Source organism: Arthrobacter sp. 05T45 (assembly GCF_056395875.1).
Window position 1 is genome coordinate 521,439 of the sequence record NZ_JBFTKI010000001.1, and the last position, 17,160, is coordinate 538,598.

16 protein-coding genes and 1 riboswitch are annotated in these 17,160 nt (G+C 68.1%); of the genes, 7 read left to right on the top strand and 9 right to left on the bottom strand.

Features of this window, described 5'->3' with window-relative positions; translation table 11 throughout:
* The first annotated feature begins 78 nt into the window (after nucleotides 1-78).
* The gene (locus tag AC1DGD_RS02495) at nucleotides 79-474 is read left to right on the top strand and encodes a twin-arginine translocase TatA/TatE family subunit (protein ID WP_230008673.1); all 396 of its coding nucleotides are present in this window, start codon (nucleotides 79-81) and stop codon (nucleotides 472-474) included.
* A gap of 55 nt (nucleotides 475-529) precedes the next feature.
* Here AC1DGD_RS02495 and AC1DGD_RS02500 read toward each other — a convergent pair whose 3' ends face one another.
* The 3 genes from AC1DGD_RS02500 to AC1DGD_RS02510 are packed head-to-tail and all read right to left on the bottom strand — an operon-like array spanning nucleotide 530 to nucleotide 3,775.
* The gene (locus tag AC1DGD_RS02500; RefSeq protein WP_476855770.1) at nucleotides 530-1,657 is read right to left on the bottom strand and encodes an Mrp/NBP35 family ATP-binding protein; all 1,128 of its coding nucleotides are present in this window, start codon (nucleotides 1,655-1,657) and stop codon (nucleotides 530-532) included.
* A gap of 11 nt (nucleotides 1,658-1,668) precedes the next feature.
* On the bottom strand, nucleotides 1,669-2,511 hold the full coding sequence (locus AC1DGD_RS02505; RefSeq protein ID WP_476855771.1) for a DUF1003 domain-containing protein: 843 nt from the start codon (nucleotides 2,509-2,511) through the stop codon (nucleotides 1,669-1,671).
* Nucleotides 2,492-3,775 carry a magnesium transporter MgtE N-terminal domain-containing protein gene (locus AC1DGD_RS02510; protein ID WP_028275668.1) on the bottom strand — a complete coding sequence of 428 codons (1,284 nt, stop codon included), beginning with the start codon at nucleotides 3,773-3,775 and terminating at the stop codon, nucleotides 2,492-2,494. The genes AC1DGD_RS02505 and AC1DGD_RS02510 overlap by 20 nt, the downstream gene beginning before the upstream one ends.
* A gap of 77 nt (nucleotides 3,776-3,852) precedes the next feature.
* On the opposite strand from AC1DGD_RS02510, the gene AC1DGD_RS02515 reads away from it, so the two are divergent.
* Nucleotides 3,853-4,743 (top strand): YflT domain-containing protein, encoded by an 891-nt coding sequence (locus tag AC1DGD_RS02515; RefSeq protein WP_476855772.1) that lies wholly within the window; start codon nucleotides 3,853-3,855, stop codon nucleotides 4,741-4,743.
* A gap of 103 nt (nucleotides 4,744-4,846) precedes the next feature.
* Here the strand turns inward: AC1DGD_RS02515 and AC1DGD_RS02520 are convergent, their stop codons facing one another.
* Nucleotides 4,847-6,430 (bottom strand): aminopeptidase P family protein, encoded by a 1,584-nt coding sequence (locus tag AC1DGD_RS02520; RefSeq protein WP_476850358.1) that lies wholly within the window; start codon nucleotides 6,428-6,430, stop codon nucleotides 4,847-4,849.
* 123 nt (nucleotides 6,431-6,553) lie between these two features.
* Here AC1DGD_RS02520 and AC1DGD_RS02525 point away from each other — a divergent pair, with 123 nt between their 5' ends.
* On the top strand, nucleotides 6,554-7,399 hold the full coding sequence (locus AC1DGD_RS02525) for a PHP domain-containing protein (protein ID WP_230008367.1): 846 nt from the start codon (nucleotides 6,554-6,556) through the stop codon (nucleotides 7,397-7,399).
* Between the two features lie 135 nt (nucleotides 7,400-7,534).
* Here the strand turns inward: AC1DGD_RS02525 and AC1DGD_RS02530 are convergent, their stop codons facing one another.
* From AC1DGD_RS02530 to AC1DGD_RS02540, 3 genes are all read right to left on the bottom strand, one after another.
* Nucleotides 7,535-8,407, bottom strand: coding sequence for a DNA-methyltransferase (locus AC1DGD_RS02530; RefSeq protein ID WP_223913905.1), 873 nt, complete (start codon nucleotides 8,405-8,407; stop codon nucleotides 7,535-7,537).
* Between the two features lie 8 nt (nucleotides 8,408-8,415).
* Nucleotides 8,416-10,179, bottom strand: coding sequence for a DEAD/DEAH box helicase (locus tag AC1DGD_RS02535; protein WP_476855773.1), 1,764 nt, complete (start codon nucleotides 10,177-10,179; stop codon nucleotides 8,416-8,418).
* A 382-nt stretch (nucleotides 10,180-10,561) separates the two neighbouring features.
* Nucleotides 10,562-12,055 (bottom strand): RNB domain-containing ribonuclease, encoded by a 1,494-nt coding sequence (locus AC1DGD_RS02540; RefSeq protein ID WP_476855774.1) that lies wholly within the window; start codon nucleotides 12,053-12,055, stop codon nucleotides 10,562-10,564.
* Between the two features lie 38 nt (nucleotides 12,056-12,093).
* Between AC1DGD_RS02540 and AC1DGD_RS02545 the strand changes: the two genes are divergently transcribed.
* Nucleotides 12,094-12,768, top strand: coding sequence for a ferritin-like fold-containing protein (locus AC1DGD_RS02545; RefSeq protein ID WP_230008586.1), 675 nt, complete (start codon nucleotides 12,094-12,096; stop codon nucleotides 12,766-12,768).
* 37 nt (nucleotides 12,769-12,805) lie between these two features.
* Here AC1DGD_RS02545 and thiE read toward each other — a convergent pair whose 3' ends face one another.
* A complete protein-coding gene (thiE, locus tag AC1DGD_RS02550) occupies nucleotides 12,806-13,504 on the bottom strand; it encodes a thiamine phosphate synthase (protein ID WP_476850362.1) in 699 nt (232 codons plus the stop codon).
* Between the two features lie 26 nt (nucleotides 13,505-13,530).
* Nucleotides 13,531-13,651: riboswitch (TPP riboswitch) on the top strand.
* On the opposite strand from thiE, the gene thiO reads away from it, so the two are divergent.
* From thiO to AC1DGD_RS02565, 3 genes are all read left to right on the top strand, one after another.
* Complete coding sequence (gene thiO, locus AC1DGD_RS02555; RefSeq protein ID WP_476855775.1) at nucleotides 13,645-14,955, top strand: glycine oxidase ThiO; 1,311 nt, start codon at nucleotides 13,645-13,647, stop codon at nucleotides 14,953-14,955. It overlaps the preceding riboswitch by 7 nt.
* Entirely contained in the window at nucleotides 14,952-15,188 is a 237-nt protein-coding gene (gene thiS, locus AC1DGD_RS02560; protein WP_476855776.1) for a sulfur carrier protein ThiS, read from the top strand. Before thiO ends, thiS begins: the two co-directional genes overlap by 4 nt.
* A 5-nt stretch (nucleotides 15,189-15,193) precedes the next feature.
* Nucleotides 15,194-16,018 (top strand): thiazole synthase, encoded by an 825-nt coding sequence (locus AC1DGD_RS02565; RefSeq protein WP_079550362.1) that lies wholly within the window; start codon nucleotides 15,194-15,196, stop codon nucleotides 16,016-16,018.
* 955 nt (nucleotides 16,019-16,973) lie between these two features.
* On the opposite strand, the gene AC1DGD_RS02570 is transcribed toward AC1DGD_RS02565, so the two are convergent.
* Nucleotides 16,974-17,160 (bottom strand): HNH endonuclease (locus AC1DGD_RS02570; RefSeq protein ID WP_476855777.1); only part of this gene is annotated, 187 nt, incomplete at its 5' end.

The window sequence follows — 17,160 nt, forward strand, 5'->3', positions numbered from 1 at the left end:
AGGGACGGGCCGGACATGGCCGGCATACGGACTTCGCGGAATCGTCGCCAGCCCGAGCGAGAGGGTAACCTTCCTAAAGTGCTTGGAATCAATGGACCGGAGTTCTTACTTCTGCTGATCATCGGCCTTCTGGTGATTGGTCCCAGCAGGCTGCCCGAATACACCCAAAAACTTGCCAATATTGTCAAGGAAGTGCGCCGGATGGCGTCAGGTGCGCGGGAACAGATCAAGGAAGAAGTCGGCATCGACATCGATGAGGTCGACTGGAAGAAGTACGATCCGCGCCAGTACGATCCCCGCCGGATCATCAAGGAAGCGCTCCTTGACGATGACACCAAGCCGATGAGCGCCGGGGCACCGGCAACGGTCTCCACGGCCGCTGCCGCGACTGCTGTCGCCGCGCACCGCCCCGAGCGGGTGCTCGAGCGGCTGCCCGAGGGCGAACCGGCACCCTTCGACTCAGAGGCGACCTAGGACTTCCCGCGGCGGGCCCGCCGCAGTGCCTGCGCAGGGATGCGGCCGGCCGCTGTCAGCGGGGCTGCAGACCCAGCGGCATGCCCTTGAGGCCGCGGGGAACCGACGCCAGCCTGCCGGCGATCCCCGCCAAGGCCAGGGCCGCAGGCGTCTCCGGACGGCCCAGCACCAGCGGCACTCCGGAATCCCCACCCTCACGCAGCAGGACTTCGAGCGGAATCTGGCCCAGCAGCGGCACGTCCTCACCAACAGTGGCCGAGAGGCGCCCGGCGAGCACGGCGCCGCCGCCGCTGCCGAACAGTTCCATCCTGCCGCCGTCGGGCATTTCAAGGTAGGACATGTTTTCCACGACGCCGGCCACGGTCTGGCCCGTCTGGGTGGCGATCGCACCCGCCCGCTCGGCAACATCCGCGGCGGCCGCCTGCGGGGTGGTCACGACGAGGATCTGCGCCTTGGGCAGCAGCTGGGCGACGGAGATCGCGATGTCGCCGGTGCCGGGGGGCAGGTCCAGGAAGAGGGCGTCGAGGTCGCCGAAGTAGACGTCGGTGAGGAACTGCTCCAGCGCCCGGTGCAGCATCGGGCCCCGCCACGCCACGGGCTGGTTCCCGGTGACGAACATGCCGATGGAGATGACCTTGACCCCGTAGGCCACGGGCGGCAGGATCATGTCGTCCACCCGCGTGGGGGCCTGTGTGATGCCCATCAGCGCCGGAACGGAGAAACCGTACACATCCGCGTCCACGATCCCCACACGGAGCCCCTGGGCGGCCAGGGCGCACGCCAGGTTGACCGTGACCGAGGACTTGCCCACGCCGCCCTTGCCGCTGGCGACGGCGTACACCTTGGTCAGCGAGCCCGGCGCGTTGAACGGGATGCCGCGCTGGGCGCCGGCTCCCCGCAACTGCTCCTTGAGGGCGTCGCGCTGGACCTGCGTCATGACTTTGAGGTCCACGTCCACGCCGGTGACGCCCGGGACGGCGGACAGGGCAGCCTCGGTGTCCGCCGTGATGGTTCCGCGCAGCGGGCAGCCCGCGATGGTCAGCAGCACCGCGATCCGCACACGGCCGCCGTCGCCGATCTCAACGGACTCCACCATGCCGAGCTCGGTGATGGGGCGGCGGAGCTCAGGGTCGATCACGGTGGCAAGTGCGCCGTGCACTGCCTGTTCCAGCGGGGTGCTCATGCGGGCGATGCTCAGCTTTCGGGGATGGTGCGGTGTGCGGGCTGGCGGGTGGGATCGGCCGCGGCCCCGGAGTGGTTCGCCGACGGGTTCGGCAGTTTCCCCGAAGGGTTCCCTGTCGGGTCCTGCGAAGAGCCCTGCGAAGAGCCCTGGGCACGGTCCCTCGCCGGGTCATCGCGCTTGCCGCCGGCTTTTACCCGGGGGATTTGCTGGGTCCGGGGGCTGCGCTGCTTGTCGCGCCGCTCCTTCATCTTTTCCTTGACCTTTTCCCGCGGGGTCTCGTGGGCGCCGGCGGAAGGATCGTGGGTGCGCAGTTCCTCCTGGGCCTCCAGCATGTCCTCCAGCAGGCTGCGGAGCTCGGCGCGGACGTAATCGCGGGTGGCGACCTCGCGCAGCGCGATGCGCAGGGACGCAAGTTCCCGGGTCAGGTATTCAGTGTCGGAGAGATTGCGCTCGGCCCGCTGGCGGTCCTGCTGCAGCGAGACCTTGTCGCGGTCGTCCTGGCGGTTCTGGGCCAGCAGCAGCAGGGGCGCGGCGTAGGAGGCCTGCAGGGACAGCATGAGGGTCAGCAGCGTGAAGCCCAGCGCCCGTGAATCGAACTGCCATTCCTCCGGCGCCCACGTGTTCCAGCCCAGCCAGAACAAGCAGAACACCGTCATGTACATCAGGAACGCGGGGGTGCCCATGAAACGGGCGAAGCCTTCCGTGGCATGGCCGAAGGCGTCCGGGTCGGGACGGAAGTTGGGCAGGATACGCTGCCGGCCGCTTAGTGGCGTGTCGAGGCCGCCGGTGGTCCTGCCGCCAGGGCGGACATTGGAGGTCCGTGGTGCTGTGGGATCAGCCAATGCGGCCTCCAAGCTTTCTTATCGGGGCATCGTCCTCGTGGGCGCGCCAGTCGTCCGGCAACAGATGATCAAGCACGTCGTCAACAGTCACCGCCCCCACAAGCCGTCCGTCATCGTTGACAACTGGAAGCGAGTTGAGGTTGTACGTTGCCAGCGCGCGGGCGACCTCGCTGATGTGGGCCTGGTCGGAGACCGGCTCCAGGCTTTTGTCCACCAGATTGCCCAGCGGCTCCGGCGGCGGAAAGCGCAGGAGCTGCTGGATATGGACGACGCCGAGGAATCGTCCCGTCGGCGTCTCCAACGGGGGCCGGGCGACGAAGATCGACGACGCCAGGGCGGGGGAGAGTTCCTCCCGGCGTACGTGCGCGAGTGCCTCGGCGACGGTTGCTTCCGGGGGCAGGATCACCGGCACGGGCGTCATGAGCCCGCCGGCGGTGTCCTCGTCGTATTCGAGCAGGCGGCGGACGTCTTCGGCGCCTTCAGGTTCCATCAACTGCAGGAGTTCTTCAGCCTGGGCGCTGGGGAGTTCGGCGAGGAGGTCGGCGGCGTCGTCCGGATCCATCTCCTCGAGGACGTCGGCGGCACGGTTGACGTCCAGGGCGGAGAGGATCTCCACCTGATCACCTTCGCGCATCTCCTGCAGGACGTCCGCGAGCCGTTCGTCCTGGAGTTCGCTCGCAACCTCGAAGCGGCGCTTGTCGCTCATTTCCTGCAGGGCCTCGGCGAAGTCGGCGGGCTTGAGGTCCTCGTGCGTGGCCACGAACTGGGTGGCGGCCTGGGGCTCGGTCTTGGCGCCTTGCCGGGCATCGGCCCAGTCGATGATGAGGGTTTCATTGCGGCGCAGCCGGCTCAGGGGCGAGAGGGAGTGGCCGCGGCGGACGAAGAGCTTGCTGACGAACCAGTCGCCGGAGCGGTGCCGGTCCATGGCGATGTCCTCGATGGTTGCGTCGCCGCTGCCGTCCGCAAGGGTCACCCGGCGGTCGAACATTTCGGCCACCACGAGGGTTTCCGCGCCGCGCTGTTCGAAACGGCGAAGATTGACCAGCCCGGTGCAGATGACCTGGGTCTGGTCTATGGACGTAATCCGGGTCATCGGCACGAAGACGCGCTTCTTGCCGGGGACCTCGACGACGATGCCCACCACGTGCGGGGCGCCCCTGGTTCCGCGGGAGAGCACCACGACGTCGCGCAGCCGACCCAGACGGTCACCCAATGGGTCGAAGACGTCCAGTCCGAGGAGGCGCGCGACAAACACTCGCGAAAGATTCGTGCTCACCCCTACAGGCTACCGAGTCTGCTCTCTTTTAGCTGAATTTCCAGCCGCACACCAGCCCGATGGGTGAGAATGGGCATATGTCAAACATTTTTGGTGCTCCCAGGGCCGGTGCCCCCAACGGCTCGGACGAGGCACGCACCGTCCCGAGAGGCGACGTTGTCGGTTCCTACAACTCCTACCTGGATGCCCAGAAGGCGGTGGACTACCTGGCTGACCAGCAGTTCCCCGTGCAGATGGTGTCGATCGTGGGCAATGACCTGAAGATGGTCGAGCGGGTGACCGGCCGGCTTACCTACCCCCGCGTCGCCCTCTCCGGCGCCCTCAGCGGCATGTGGTTCGGCCTGTTCGTCGGCGTCATGCTGTCGTTCTTCTCCACAACCCCCGGTTATTTCTCGATTGTGACGTCAGTGCTGATGGGTGCAGCGTTCTTCATGCTGTTTGGCATCGTCACCTACGCCATGCAGCGCGGCAAGCGTGACTTCACCTCAACCAGCCAGGTGGTGGCGACCAATTACGACGTCGTGGTCTCCTTCGAGGCCGCCGGCGAAGCGCGGCGCCTGCTCCACCAGCTGCCCATGACGGCGCATGACGCGTCCGGTGCCGCGGCCGGCGGTTTCGCGCAGCACGACTACCGTCATCAGCCACCGCAGCAGCCGGGCCCGCAGCAGCCGGGACAGCAGAGTCATGCGCCGCAGCGCCCCGCGGGCTGGAACGACCCGTACGGCCAGAGAACGCCGGAGACCGGCGCAGACCCCGCCGGACAGTACCAGGGCGGTGCACCCCAGCAGGAGGGCCCCGCAGGCCCCGCACCGACGGCACCGGCCCCAGCTGAGGAGGCGGCGGCCCGCCCGGCCGGCCGGGTTTCTGGGGTGAGCTATCCGGATCTCCCGGACGGCCGCCCGCAGTACGGGGTCAGGGTCACGGACAGCGAGAAGCCCGCGGCAGGCCAGGACGGCCAGCAGCACTGATTCAGGCAGGAAACAGCAGCAAATAGCAGCAAATAGCAGCAAAAAGGGAGCGTCCCGGTGCCGGGACGCTCCCTTTTTGCTTGTTGTTTACTGCCTGGCTGACCTACGGCGTCTGGCCGTCCGCTTCCAGGTAGATGCCCGCCATCCAGGACTCGACGTCGTCGGCCTTGCGCGGCAGTGCGGCGCTGAGGTTGACCGGGCCGTCGGCCGTCATGAGAATGTCGTCCTCGATCCGGACGCCGATGCCGCGGTATTCCTCGGGGATGCCGATGTCCTCGTTCTTGAAGTACAGGCCGGGTTCGATCGTGAACACCATGCCGGGCGTGAGCACGCCGTCGAGGTAGAGTTCCCGCTTCGCCTGGGCGCAGTCGTGGACGTCGAGGCCGAGGTGGTGGCTGGTGCCGTGCGGCATCCACCGGCGGTGCTGCTGGCCCTCGGTGCTCACGGCTTCCTCGACGGAGACGGGCAGGAGGCCCCATTCGGCGAGCCGCTCGGCCAGCACCGTGGTGGCCGCGGTGTGGATGTCCCGGAACTTCGTGCCCGGCTGGGCAGCGGCAAAGCCGGCGTCGGCGGCGTCGAGCACTGCCTCGTAGACCTTGCGCTGGACCTCGGAGAACTTGCCGTTGGCCGGCAGGGTGCGGGTGATGTCCGCGGTGTAGAGGGAGTCGGCCTCGACTCCGGCGTCCAGGAGCAGCAGTTCGCCGGCGTTGATCTTGCCGGTGTTCCGGGTCCAGTGCAGCACGGTGGCGTTGTTGCCGGAGGCGGCGATGGTGTCGTAACCGAGCTCGTTGCCTTCCTCGCGGGCCCGGGCGAAGAACGCCCCTTCCACGACGCGCTCGCCGCGGTGGTGGGTCAGCGCCCGCGGGATCGCCTTGACCACCTCCGTGAAGCCGGCCACGGTGGCGGCGACGGCGATCTTCATCTGTTCGATTTCCCACTCGTCCTTGAGCAGGCGCAGTTCCGAGAGGGCCTCTGTGAGTTTCTCGTCCAGGGCGTCGAGCACACTCAGGTCGAGGTTGTCGGGGTCCTTGGCCGTGTTGTAGCGGGCAGTGTCGACGAGGGCATCAATGTTCTCGTCAACCTTGCGGACCAGCCTGATGGATATTCCGCCGATCTCCGGCGCACCGACATTCTTGGTGATGGCGAGTTCGAGTTCGGCGATGTCGGCCGTGTCCAGTCCCAGCTTGGCCTTGAACTCGGCCAGGGTCGGGCGTGCGCCGATCCAGAACTCCCCGGAGCGGGAATCGGCGTAGAACTGCTCGGTGTCGCGGCCGGCCAACGGGCGGAAGTACAGCGTGGCGTGGTGGTTTCCGCCGTCGTCGCCGGTGCCCTCCGCGACCGGTTCCAGGATCAGGACCGCATCAGGTTCGTGGTCCAGGCCGAGGCCGGTGAGGTGCGCGAAGGCGGAGTGCGGCCGGAAGCGGTAGTCGCAGTCGTTCGAGCGGACCTTCAGCGGGCCGGCGGGGATGACCAGGCGTTCACCTTTGAACTGGCCTGAGATGGAGCGGCGCCGGCCTGCGGCGTGGCCCGCGACGGCATCCCGCTCGGGGAGCTGTTGCGAGGCCGGCGCCCAGTTGCTGGCCATGAAGGCCTTGAAGGCGTCGGAGCTGGGCCGCTGCGAGCGGTTGTTGACGCGCTCTTCGAGGGGCTGGGAAGCGGAGACTAGGGTGTTATCTGCATCGTTCACCGTCCCATAGTCTCACCAGCGCCGCGGCTTAGGCCAACGGCGCGCTCGCGCTGCAGGGCCGCTGCCGGGCCCCGGCACTACGGGGCCGAGGCTTTGGATCCTGCCATCTACTAGGCTGGTGAGGTGAGGATCGACCTGCATGCGCACTCCAACGTTTCCGACGGCACCCAGGCGCCGGCCGGCGTCATGGAGTCCGCCGCCGCCGCGGGCCTCGACGTCGTCGCCCTGACCGATCACGATTCCACTGCCGGGTGGGCGGAGGCCGCCGTCGCCGCCCGGAAAGCCGGGGTCGCGCTGGTCCCGGGGATGGAGATCTCCTGCCGCACCGCGGAAGGCATCAGCGTTCACCTGCTCAGCTACCTCCACGACCCCGCGCATCCCGGACTGCTTGAGGAAATCACCAAGTCCAAGGACGCCCGGCACACGAGGGCGCAGAAGATGGTCACCCTTTTGTCGGAGGACTACCCGCTGACATGGGACGACGTGATTCACCACGTCGCGCCGGGGGCCACCCTGGGTCGCCCCCACATCGCCGACGCGCTCGTCGCGGCCGGTGTGGTGGAAGACCGGGCCGAGGCTTTTGGTTCCATCCTCACAGCACGCTCGCGCTACTGGGTCCAGCACTATGCGCCGGAGCCGGCGCTCGCCGTCGAACTGGTCCGTGCAGCCGGGGGCGTCCCGGTGTTCGCCCACCCAGTGGCATCCGCCCGCGGCCGGATCGTGGGGGAGGGGACCTACCGGGAGATGATCGACGCCGGCCTGGCCGGCCTGGAAATCTACCACCGGGACAACCCCGAGGAGGGCCGGACGTTCCTGCGCCGCATCGCCGAACGCTATGGCCTTCTGATCACAGGGTCCTCCGATTACCACGGCGCGGGAAAGCCGAACCTGCTGGGCGAGAATCTGACCTCCGCAGAAGTCTTTGCCCGGATCGAGGAACTGGGCACGGGCTCGTCCGTGGTGCGCTGAGACCCAGTCCGCTGAGACCCTGGACCCGTGTTGAGCTATCACTTAGCGTCCCTATGCGGCCCCCCAGGACCCGAATAGCCGCCACAAGTGATAGCGCAACGGGCGGGAACGGCGGGGCGTGGTGAGGGCGGCGGGTCAGAGGGTTGGGAAAGACGTGAACTGCGCCTGCGCGGCCAGGCGTTTGGCCATCACGTCGATGGCCGGCTGGTTCTGGTCCACGCACACGAACCTGCGGTCGAGTTTCGCGGCCACGGACCCGAGCGTGCCGGAACCTGCGAAGAAGTCCAGGCACCAGTCGCCCGGCCGGCTCGAGGCCGCAACCACGCGGCGGATCAGCCCCTCCGGCTTCTGCGTCGGGTAGCCGGTTTTCTCCTTGCCGGTCGGCGAAACGATCGTGTGCCACCACACGTCCGTGGGCAGCTTGCCGAGCTCGCGCTTGGCGGGGGTCACCAGTCCGGGCGCCATGTAGGGCTCACGGTCCACCTCGGCGCTGTCGAAGTGGTACTTCGCCGGGTTCTTGACGTAGACGAGGATGTTGTCGTGCTTGGTGGGCCAGCGGTACTTGGCCCGTGCACCGTAGTCGTACGCCCAGATGATCTCGTTCAGGAAGCATTCGCGGCCGAAGATCGCGTCCAGCATGACCTTTGCGTAGTGCACCTCGCGGTAGTCCAGGTGCAGGTACAGGGTGCCGTCGTCGGCCAAGAGCCGCCAGGCTTCCACGAGCCGGGGCTCGAGGAAGGACCAGTAGTCGCTGAACGCGTCGTCGTACTTGTGCAGCGCGCCCTTGATGGTGTCGTAGGACCGGCCCTTGAACCCGACGCGGTCACCCTCGCCGCCGGCGTTGAGCACCATCCTGGTTTCCTGGCGCCGCTGGACCCGGCCGGTGTTGAAGGGCGGGTCCACGTAAATCAGTGTGAAGGCGCCGTCCGGCAGCGTGGGGAGGTATTCCGCGTTGTCCGCGTGAACCACCAGGTTGCTGCCGTCCGGCGCCCAGACGGTGTCAGTCATGGAGGGGATTAGGCCTCGGCGCCGCTCGGCTGTGCGTCGCCGCCGGCCACTACCTCGCCGTTGCGGCGGCGGGTGCGGGTCCGGCGCCGGGCACGGGTCGCCCGGTCCACCTCGGTGGGGGCCTTCGCCGGCGCGGCGGCAGCAGCTTCCGGTCCCTGTCCGTTCGCGGTGGACGCCGTGGCGGCATCGGCCTCGGCGGGACGGCGACGGCGGTCGCCGGAGCGTCCGCCGGCTTCGGTGCCGCTGCGGCGCGAGTCACGTCCGCCGGTGCGGCTGCCCTCGCGGGCGCCGTCACGGCTGCTCGTGCGGCTGCCTTCACGGGCGCCGTCACGGCTGCTCGTGCGGCTGCCGTCCTTTGCGCCGTCCTTTGCGCTGGTGCGCGAGTTCTTCTTGCCGGTCTCGCCGAGGTCTTCGAGGACCTCCGCGTCGACCCCGGCCAGCACACGCTTGTCGCGCGGCAGCCGGCCCTTGGTGCCTGCGGGGATGTCGAGTTCCTCGAACAGGTGGGGCGAGGATGAGTAGGTTTCCACGGGCTCGGGGTAGCTCAGGCCGAGGGCCTTGTTGATGAGCCCCCAGCGCGGCATGTCGTCCCAGTCGACAAAGGTCACGGCGGTGCCCTTGTTGCCGGCACGGCCGGTGCGGCCCACGCGGTGCAGGTAGATCTTCTCGTCTTCGACGCACTGGTAGTTGATCACGTGGGTGACGTCGTCGACGTCGATGCCGCGGGCGGCGACGTCGGTGGCAACGAGGACGTCCACCTTGTTGTTGCGGAAGGCGCGCAGCGCCTGTTCGCGGGCGCCCTGCCCGAGGTCACCGTGGATGGCGGCCGCAGCAAAACCGCGGTCCACCAGTTCCTCGGCCACCTTCGCGGCGGTGCGCTTGGTCTTGGTGAAGATGATGGTCCGGCCGCGTCCGCGGGCCTGCAGGATGCGGGCCACCACTTCCACCTTGTCCATGCTGTGGGCACGGTAGATCAGCTGGCGGATATCGCGCTTGGTCAGGCCCTCGTCGTCCGGGTCCGCGGCGCGGATGTGTGTCGGCTGGGTCATGTAGCGGCGGGCCATGGCGATGACCGGGCCGGGCATGGTGGCGGAGAACAGGAGCGTCTGGCGGACCGCGGGCGTGCCGGCGATCAGGGTCTCGACGTCCGGCAGGAACCCGAGGTCCAGCATCTCGTCGGCTTCGTCGAGGATAACGATCTTGACGTTCTTCAGGCTCAGGTGCTTCTGCTTGAAGAGGTCGATCAGGCGGCCGGGGGTACCGACGACAACCTCGACGCCGTTCTGCAGCGCCTCGACCTGCGGCTCGTAAGCGCGGCCCCCGTAGATGGTAGCGATGCGGGCGTTGCGCTTCTTGGCGGCGTTTTCGAGGTCTTTGGCTACCTGGACGGCGAGCTCGCGGGTGGGCACGATCACCAGGGCCTGCGGGGCGCCGGGAACGGCCAGTTTGTCGAAGCCGGCGTCGTCGCGGCCGACGACGCGCTGCAGCGCCGGGATGCCGAAGCCGAGGGTCTTGCCAGTACCGGTCTTGGCCTGGCCGATGATGTCATGCCCTGCCAGTGCGACCGGCAGGGTCATGGCCTGGATCGGGAAGGGGTGCGTGATGCCGGCGTCGGCCAGGGACTCCACGATGTCGGCACGGACATTGAAGTCGGCAAAGGTCTTCTCGGCAATCTCGTGCGGCTTTTCGTCCGAGATGATGGTCTCTTCGGGCTCGATGGTCTCCGTGCCGGACTCATCGGTCAGAAGCTGGTGCGTGTGCAATTCACTCACAGGGGAGTTTCCTTATTCATTTTGGGCTGCGCTGCTTGCTCAACGGGGCCGGCCGTGGTGGCCGTTCCGGAGCACGCTCAGGCGCGCAAGCAATTCCAGTGGAAGCCGATCGCGGGCTATCTAAATGCTGGCACTGGGGACCAGCGGGTGTATCTCAAGATCGCGTAGGGGCGGGCTTGTTGAATTCGAAAATCATGGAAATCAACGACCGGGCATCCATTTCTACCTCTTCAGTCTAGCTGTACAAGGCGTGGATCCTCGACTGGGCGGGTGATTACGCCTCGGGAGGTGACCGGGAGGGCGGCCGGCAGCGCTGGCTGGCGACGGCGTGGGGACGGCGTGAGGACGGCCAGCGGGCCGTCAACGGACCGATAGGGGGCCGTCAGCCCACGAGCTCCAACTGGATTTCCCGCGTGACGATGTCCGAGGACACCACCCGGACCCGGACTTTGGTGCCCGGTTCCAGCTCGCCGGGGCATCGTGCGGTCACGGCGGGCTCGGCGATCTGGACGATCCCGGACGGGCCGTTTCCGTTGCCGTTGGTCTTCCCGCCGTTGCCGTTGCTGGTGCCGTTGGTGCCCTTGGCCGGCTTGGGACCGGAGATGACGACAGCGTCGAATTCCTGGCCGACGTGGTTGACGAGCAGCGCCGCCTCAACGGTGTCCAGCGACAGCCGCTCCAGTTTCGCGGCCAGCTGGTCCGAGGTGCCCATGATGGCGGGGAGGGACGGCAGCGCCTCCCGGGCCCAGGCAGGAACTTCGGTGCCGTTGCTCAGTGCCTCACAGATTACCAGCACGAAGCGGTCGACCAGCCGCCGCAGGGGTGCCGTGGAATGGGCGTACGCGGCGCCGATGGCGGACTGGACGGCGGCGTTGGGCACTGTGCCGTCGAAGGGTGTGTATCCGGCACCGCGGAAGAGCATCCCGGCCGAATGCACAATGGCCAGCTGCCGGGGGTCCGTCGGGTCAAGGGTCCGCAGGTACTCGCCGTAGCGCATTTCCCCGTCCCAGGGCTTGCCGAGGGCGTGGGTCTGCCGGTGGAAGTGGCGCAGTGATGCCTCGTCCGGGGCGGGCATGGTGCGCAGGATGCCGACTTTGCCCTGGAGCATGAGCGCCGCGGCGGCCATCCCGGTCATGAGTGAAATCTGGGCGTTCCAGTCCTCCACCGGCAGCGGCGGGGCCGCTACGATCCGGTAGCCGCCGTCGGGCAGTTGCTGGATCTCCTGTTCCGGCATGTTCAGGCTCGCGCCGCCGCGCAGTCGTTCCAGTTCCACCCGTTTGAGGCCTACTTCTTTCAGCAGCTGCAGCACGGGCGCCGCGGTGCCGGCGTCGAGCTCGGCCTGGACGCCTTTGTAGTTGAGCTTCGCGCGGCTGCGGACCTGTGCCCGGCGCACGAGGACCGAGGCGACCTCTGCCGCGGCGTCGAGCTCGAACTCCCAGACGAACGCCGCGCACAGCTGCCCGGCGAGCAGGCTGCCGGCGGCCTCGCTGATAATCTCCGGATGCAGCGGAATCCGGCCGTCCGGGGTGTAGAAGGTCTGGCCGCGGCGCCGGGTCTCGGCGTCCAGCGCCCCGCCCGGGGCGACAAAGGAGGGGACGTCGGCGATGGCGTAGAAGACCTTGTAGCCGCCGTTGCTCCGTTCGATAAACAGGGCCTGGTCCAGGTCGGTGGACGATGCCGGATCGATAGTCACGAACTCGACGTGCGTGAGGTCAAGGTCCGGGAGCTTGTGCTCGGCCACCGCCGCCTCCGCGTCGCGCAGCACATCCTCGGGGAACGGGCCGGGCAGTTCCAGCGTGGTGCGCAACGCCTTGAGTGCCCCGGCAAGCTGGTTCTGCTGCTCGTGGACACTGGGGGTCAGGCGATGATGTGACACGAAAATCAGGGTAGCCCGATTTCCGCTATTAGTCTTGGATGATGAGCGCAACTGCGGACGATCCTGCCCTCTACAACAGCTTCCTTGCCGACCTGCTGGGAGTCTTGGCGTACGGCGAGCTTTCCGCCTTCGAGCGGCTGTCCTCGAGTGCCCGGTATTCGCCCACGCTGCATGACCGTGCGTTGCTGGGCAGGATGGCGGTGGTCGAGTTCCAGCATTACGAACTCGTCCGAATCCGGCTCGAACACATGGGCCTGGATACGGAGGCCGCCATGCTGCCGTTCCAGCCCTCGGTGGACCACTTCCACGAACGCACGCGCCCGTCGGACTGGTACGAGGCCCTCATGAAGGCCTACGTGATCGACACGGTCGCCGCGGACTTTTACGGCGTCGTGGGCCGGTACGTCGACGCCGCGACCCGTGAGTTGATCGGGCAGGTCCGCTCCACCGGTGAGTCCACGGCCGTGCTGCAGGCGCGCATCAAGGCGGCCCTGGCCGATGACCCCCGGCTGGCGTCGCGCCTGGCGTTGTGGGCCAGGCGTCTGCTGGGGGAAGTACTGAACCACGCCCAGCGTGTCAGCGCCGAGCACGCGTTCCTCGGCGGACTGTCGGGGCTGGACGACGCCGGCGCCCGGGCGCTGGTCAACGGCCTGGCGGCCGAACTCGCAGCGAATCACGCGCGCCGGATGACGGAGCTGGGTCTCGCCGGATAGTTTCAGTGCCGGCCGGCATTACGGGCTGGGGACCTGCTTAGGATGCGGCGGCGTCCAGCGCCGCCAGCAAGGCTCCGGCGGCGTGGGCCGGATCAGTGGCGTCGGTGATCGCCCGGACCACGACGATCCGCCGGGCACCGGCATCGACTACCTGCTCCACGTTACTGAGGTCGATCCCGCCGATCGCGAACCACGGCAGCACGCTTTCGTCGACCTTGCCGGTTCCCTCCGCGTCCGCCCCGCCGATCGCCTGGGCGGCGTAGCGCACCAGATCGAGGCCGACGGCGGCGCGTCCGGGCTTGGTGGGCGTCGCCCACACGGGGCCCACACAGAAATAATCGAGCCCTTTGCGGCCTGGCGCGGCAGCGATGGCGGCGTCCACCTGCTTCGGGCTGTGGGTGGACAGGCCGATCACGGCATCCTTGCCGAGAAAGCCGCGGGCGGCGTCGAGCGAAATGTCCTTCTGGCCGACATGGAACACCGGAGCCCCGGACAGGGAGGCGATGTCCGCCCGGTCATTGACGGCCCACAGCCGCCCGTGGCGCTGCGCTGCGGTGTGCAGGACCTCCAGCAGTTCCAGCTCCTCGGAGGCCTCGAGCGACTTGTCGCGCAACTGGATGATGTCCACGCCGCCGGCGAAGGCGGCGTCCACGAAGTCCTCGAAGTCGCCGCGGTCCCTGCGGGCGTCGGTGCAGAGATAGAGGCGGGCGGTGGTGTGGAGAGGGTCCTGGCTCATGGGACCAGCCTAGTTCCTCTAAACTGGGCGCATACCGCGGGAGCCCGCAGCAGCCATGTCGCCGCTGCCCGGCTGAGAGGGCGTCAGAGCCGACCGCTTGACCTGATCCGGCTAGTACCGGCGTAGGGAAGGAATTTTTCATGGGCACACGAGCAGGCCGTGCAGCCGGAGCCGCAAATGACGCCGCCGCCCAGGTTTGTGACACAGGGACCGGTACCGCAGAGGGAATCATCGCGGGGGATACGACTGCCGACGTGGCCGTGATCGGCGGCGGGGTGATCGGCCATGGCATCGCGTTCGAGGCCATCCGCTCGGGCCGATCCGTGGTCCTGATCGATGATGCTCCCGGCAGCGGAGCCAGCTGGGCCGCGGCCGGCATGCTGGCCCCCGTGAGTGAACTGCACTACCAGGAGGAACAGCTCCTGGAACTGATGCTCGAGGCCTCCCGGTTGTGGCCAGGATTCGCTGCGGCTCTCGACGCCGGTGCCGCCGGCGCGGATCCGCCGGCAGGTACGGGCTACTTAACGACGCCGACCTTGGCGGTGGGGGCCGACGCGGCGGACCGGCGCGCGCTCGCGGACTTGAGGGAAGTCCAGCAGACATGCGGCCTGGCCGTGGAGCCACTGACAGTGCGCGAGGCGCGCACCCGGGAGCCCCTGCTGAGTCCCGGCATCTCGTGTGCCTTCGACATCCCGGCCGACCACCAGGTGGACCCCCGCCTGCTGATCACCCGGCTCGCCGGCGTGCTCGGTGCGGAAGGCGGCAGCTTCGTCCGGCGGCGCGCGGCAGGCCTGCTGTGGCAGGACGGACAGGTGGCAGGTGTGCGGTTGGCTGGCGGCGGTACCGTGCGGGCTGCCGAGACCGTGGTCGCCAACGGGCTCGGCGCCGCCGCGCTCGAGGAGCTTCCGGCCGGGCTGGCGCTGCCGCTGCGGCCCGTCTACGGCGACATCCTCCGGCTCCGCGTGCCTCCGCATCTGCAGCCGCTGCTCACGGCCACCGTGCGGGGCATGGTGCGCGGCATCCCGGTGTACATCGTCCCCCGCCAGGACGGCACCGTGGTGATCGGGGCCACCCAGCGGGAGGATGGACCGTCGGATCCGCACGCGGTTTCCGCCGGCGGCATTTACCAGCTGCTGCGGGATGCCCAGCAGCTGGTGCCTGCGGTCGCCGAGCTGGAGCTTTTGGAAGCCACGGCGCGGGCGCGGCCCGGAACCCCGGACAATGCCCCGCTGCTGGGGCGGATCGCACAAGCGGACGGCGGCGACGTCCCGGGACTCATTATCGCCACAGGATTCTTCCGGCACGGCGTCCTGCTGACCCCCGCCGCTGCCGCCGTGTGCCGGCAACTCATGGATTTCACGCCGGACCCGCGCTGGGCCGGGTTCCGCCCCGACCGTTTTTCCCGCATCCCGGTTACGTCCGGGGACAGCCCTAAGAAGGAAGCAGCATGAACATCCGACTTAACGGAACGGATCAGAGCGTCGCCGACGGCGCCTCCGTCTCCGCACTCGTCAGCCGGCTCACTGGCCGGAGCATCGGCCCCGACGGCCGCGCCGCCGACGGGCGGAAGCTCGGTGTCGCCGTCGCCCGCAACGCCGAAGTGGTGCCGCGCAGCCAGTGGCACGCCACGGCGCTCGCCGACGGCGACGACGTCGAACTTGTCACGGCAGTCCAGGGAGGATGACCAGCATGAACGAGACGACGTTCGCAGGAACACAGGCCGTCCCCATGACCGGTGCGGTGGCCGATCCGTTCGTGGTCGACGGCGTAAGGCTCGGCTCCCGCCTCATCATGGGAACCGGCGGTGCGCCGAGCCTGGACGGGCTCGGGGCGGCGCTGGTGGCGTCCGGGACGGAGCTGACCACGGTGGCGATGCGCCGCTATTCGCCGGCGGAGACGGGCTCGCTGTTCCAGCTGCTCGAGGACCATCAGATCCGGGTACTGCCCAACACGGCAGGCTGCTTCACCGCCAAGGACGCCGTCCTTACCGCCGAGCTGGCGCGGGAGGCCCTGGAAACGGACTGGGTCAAGCTCGAAGTCATTGCCGACGAGCACACACTGCTGCCGGACGCCGTCGAACTCGTGGACGCAACCGAACAGCTCGTGGCCCGAGGCTTCAAGGTCTTCGCCTACACGAACGACGACCCCGTGCTTGCCCTCCGGCTCGAAAACCTCGGCGCGACGGCCGTGATGCCGTTGGGCGCCCCGATCGGCACCGGACTGGGCATCCTGAACCCGCACAACATCGAGCTGATCGTCTCGCGCGCGTCCGTGCCCGTGGTGCTGGATGCCGGGATCGGCACGGCCTCGGACGCTGCCCTGGCGATGGAACTCGGCTGCGACGCCGTGCTGTTGGCTACGGCGGTGACCCGTGCGCAGAATCCGGTGCTCATGGGCGAGGCCTTCAAACATGCCGTCATCGCCGGCAGGCTGGCGAAAGCGGCCGGCAGGATCCCGCGGCGGGAACACGCATTGGCGTCCTCGGCAATGGAAGGCCGGGCCGAGTTCCTCTAACGCCCGCTCGGCCGGCGGGGCTGATCTGGTTGCGCCGGCCGGACCTCCTGATCACCCTTGCTCTTGATGACGCGCCGGCGCGATCATCGGTAGGCCCGGCCCGGTCCGGCCCGGCCGGGTCGACGTGCGGCGGGGACGAACCGGGTATGCCGTCGGTCCGCATCCGGATGGTCCACAGTCCTCGTGGATCACGTGGTTGTGCGAGTACGCAGGGTCCCATTAGCGCGCTGGTGAAACTTTCACGAAGAATGGCGTTGCCACTTCTTTGCCTTTCCAGCTGCCCTTTTCGAGGTCAGGTGCCATCCCTTGCAGCCTCCGCATGGGTATACGCTCGCGGGCAACTTGCCCCCAGATGACGAGCCCTGCCGGATGATTTCCTTGAGCGCGCGGTTCGCGTGCCAGGGGGTGGAGTAGGTGATCTTGGTGCAGCTTGCCATCGAGCGAAACCCTTCTTGAAAGAGTACGCGCGTGGCTCATATCCACACTTGAGCGCCACCTAACAGTGGCGTCCCAGGTTCCACATGATTGTGTCGTTCAAGGCACAAACTATCGCAGCCCTAACTGCGTTGCAATCGTGAGTCTTCGGCGCAAGATTCTCTGAGGAATAACCACCGCTCGCAGAGCTCTTATTATCGACCTGTCCCGTTGTCCAGCCCAGTGGTTCCGGCGCGGAACTACTACGTGATTGGGTGGGCTTCGCCCCCGGACGCGGAGAGATTCGGCCGGTGTCCAGGACCTGGCCCTCGCCGCCGAGGACGACGGGGATCATGTCGAAGTCGCAGCCGATATTGCGCGCGGTGGAGGCGGTGACGTGTCGGCGGGACTAGCCGTAAGCGCCGCGGGGCGCTACTGGTGGGGGCGGAAGTATCTGTTCCACCCGGCCGTCCGGGCCGCTGCCGTTCGACCCCCACGGTGACCCGGCCGTCAGGGCTTCTGTCACGCGGCGGCCACGGGGTCACTCCAGGCGGAAGTAGGTGTTCCGGCGGGGTGTCCGGGCGGGGTCGAGGTGGGGTGGCGGGATGAACCAGGGGATGCCGGTGCGCATCTGGATGCTCCAGTGTTCCTTGTGGATCAGATGGTGGTGATGGGAGCAGAGCAGGGTGCCGTTGCCGGCTCCGGTGGTTCCGCCGCGGGACCAGTAG